Source organism: Frankia sp. CeD (genome assembly GCF_000732115.1).
Classification (GTDB): Bacteria; Actinomycetota; Actinomycetes; order Frankiales; family Frankiaceae; genus Frankia; species Frankia casuarinae.
Map to the genome: position 1 here is coordinate 23,766 of NZ_JPGU01000016.1, position 2,921 is coordinate 26,686.

Annotated in this window: 2 protein-coding genes; both read right to left on the minus strand. The window is 70.2% G+C overall.

Annotation, left to right across the window (positions count from 1 at the left end; genetic code table 11):
• The coding region (locus tag CED_RS25285) for a cbb3-type cytochrome c oxidase subunit I (RefSeq protein ID WP_035910355.1) at nt 1-799 on the minus strand (799 nt) is incomplete at its 3' end.
• Between the two features lie 269 nt (nt 800-1,068).
• Nucleotides 1,069-2,703 (minus strand): alkaline phosphatase, encoded by a 1,635-nt coding sequence (locus CED_RS11140; RefSeq protein WP_084680765.1) that lies wholly within the window; start codon nt 2,701-2,703, stop codon nt 1,069-1,071.
• Nucleotides 2,704-2,921: the final 218 nt, after the last annotated feature.

A 2,921-nucleotide genomic window follows, 5' to 3' on the forward strand; every position in this document is an offset into this window, starting at 1 on the left:
ACCAGAACAGGTGCTGCCAGAGCAGCGCGCCGCCGTTGGCGGCGTCGAACACGTGCGCGCCGAAGCGCCGGTCGGCCTCCAGGGCGAGCAGCGCCGCGGCGAGCACGGGGAAGGCNANCAGCACGAGGATCGAGGTCNCCAGGAAGNTCCAGCAGAAGATCGGCAGCCGGAACATCGTCATGCCCGGGGCCCGCATCGTCAGGATCGTCGTGATCATGTTGACGGCGCCGAGGATGGTACCNANACCGGANACCGNNAGNCCCACGATCCACAGGTCCGACCCGGCCCCCGGCGAGTACACCTNGNTNTTCAGCGGCGAGTAGGCGAACCAGCCGAAGGACGCGGCGCCGTTCGGGGTCAGGAACCCNANGATCACCGTCAGGCTGCCGAACAGGAAGAACCAGTAGGACAGCGCGTTCAGCCGCGGGAACGCCACGTCCGGCGCGCCGATCTGCAGCGGCACGAGGAAGTTCGCGAACGCGAACGCNANCGGGGTCGCGAACATGAGCAGCATCAGCGTGCCGTGCATCGTGAAAAACTGGTTGTACTGCTCGTTGGAGAAGTACTGCAGCCCCGGGCGGGCGAGTTCCGCCCGCATCATGATGGCCAGGACACCGGCGAAGAGGAAGAACCCGAACGACGTGACGNNGTACANGANGGCGATGTCCTTGTGGGACGTCGTCCGCAGATAGCCGAGCAAAGGGGTACGTGGCCTGGTGTGCGCGGCGACGATATCCGCTGGCTGCGTCCCGGTATCCGCCGCTCCGCCCGGTTCTCTCGGTTGGTGTAGAATCGTCACGTTCGGCTCCCGATGTTCGTCGTCCGCGCGGCGCCAGAAGGCGTGTGGAAAGCGGCGGACGGGCCGGGGAAAGGCTAACGTGGCGACCGGTGTCCTGGCCGTAGAACCGTCGAGTTTCTTCGGATTTATTCGCGATGCGCAGGCCAGTGAGGCCACCCGGTGGTCGAATTCCCGCGCCTTTTCCGATGAATCGGGTGGAAATCGGCCGGCAGGGCGCGGGCCGGCAGTGCGGGCCGGCAGGGCCGGAGCGTGCCGCCGCACGCTCGCTCTCAGGCCGGCCGCGCGCCGGGCCGCCCGTTCTCGACCACCCAGGTGGCATCCGTGGACGTGGGCGAGTGGCGATGGGCGATGTCGGCGACGACCCGCATGTCCGCGCGCCATTCGTCCGGGGTGACGCGAACGCGCGTGTAACCTCGCCGGTCACCGCGAAAATACCGGACATGCGGGTTGAGTCGGGCATTGTTCTGCCGGATGAAGTCCTCGCTGACGAGGAAGAAGGCCGAGCTGATCGAGGTGCAGACGAACTCCGTCGCGACGACCGGCGTCTCGGGCCGGTCGAAATCGACCCGGAGGTCGTTTACCCAGGCGCAGTGGATGTCACCGGAGAGCACCACCGGGTTGCGCACGCCGCTGTCGCGGATCTCCGACAGCAGCCGGGTCCGGTAGGGGCCGTACCCGTCGTTCTGATCCAGGTTGGCCAGCCGTGGTCCCTCGCCGAGGGGTAGCTGCCCGTTCAGCTGGGCCATCATCGTCTGCTGGGCGAGGACGTTCCAGCGGGTCCGCGACGTGGTCAGGCCGTCGCGCAACCAGCGTTCCTGGGCGGCGCCGGCCATCGTGCCGGCCGTGTTGTCCCGGCCCAGGGATGCGAGCCCGATGCCCTGCGGGGAGTCGCCGGGCTGCCGGGTCCGGTACTGCCGGGTGTCCATGACGTTGAACGNCACCAGNTNCCCNAACACGAACCGCCGGTAGATCCGCATGTCGGGCGATCCCGGATTCAGCTCCGCGCGGATCGGCATGTGTTCGTAGTACGCCTGGTAGGCGGCGGCACGCTGGCGGGCGAACACCGCAGGGNCCTGCCGTTGCTCCCCGGCGTCGCCGGCCTCGTCGATCAGTCCGGCGTAGTTGTTCTCGACCTCGTGATCGTCCCAGGTGACGACCCAGGGGGCCACGTGATGAGCGGCCTGCAGGGCAGGATCGGACTTGTACTGGCCGTACCGGTTGCGGTAGTCCGCCAGCGTCTGGAGTTGGTCCAGACCGGGCCGCTGCGGGGTGGTGTGCCGCCGGTCCGGGTAGTTGCTTTTCGGGTCGTACTCGTAGATGTAGTCGCCGACGTGGACGACGAGGTCCGGCGCGTCGGTGGCGATGCCGTCGAGGGCCGGCCAGTACCCGTTCTGGAAGTCCTGGCACGAGGCCAGCGCGAAGGTCAGGGCACCGCCGGTCGATTCCGGTCCCCTCCCAGGTGCCGCGGCCGTCCGGGTCCGGCCGACTGGACTGAGCACGGTGCCGGCACGGAACCGGTAGAAGTAGTCACGCTCCGGCGCGAGTCCGCGGACGTCGACGTGGACGGAATGCGCGAACGCCGTCTGCGCGGTCTGCGTGCCGGCGCGCACCACATCGCGGAAACCCTCGTCCGTCGCGATCTGCCAGTCGACCTCAATGTCCCGCGTGGGCATGCCGCCGCCCTCGGTCGGCCTCGGCGCGAGCCGGGTCCAGAGGATGACGCCGTCCGGCAACGGGTCGCCGCTGGCGACCCCGAGCCCGAAGACCCCGTCGGTGACGCCCGCGATCGGGGTGGGTGCCCGCAGGGTCGGCGNGGGGGCNGGGATCGANCCGCCGGAGCCGCCGCAGGCCGCCAGGCTCGCCCCGCCCAGCGCGGCGCCCGCCAGCCCGAGGCCGCCGAGCAGGACGGCACGGCGACGTGGATCGGCCCCCGGGTTCGTCCCGTGGCCGGACCGGGCGGCGGCGCGAGGACCGGTGCCCGGATCGGCGCGTGCCGACGGATCGGTGCCGGCCGGTCGACCAGTCTGACCGGTGGCGGCTGACGGCGAGCCGGTGGCGGCTGACGGCGAGGGCGCCCGCGGGAATCGGCGGGAACGCGGAGAGCCGGCCGCGGCGTCACGGG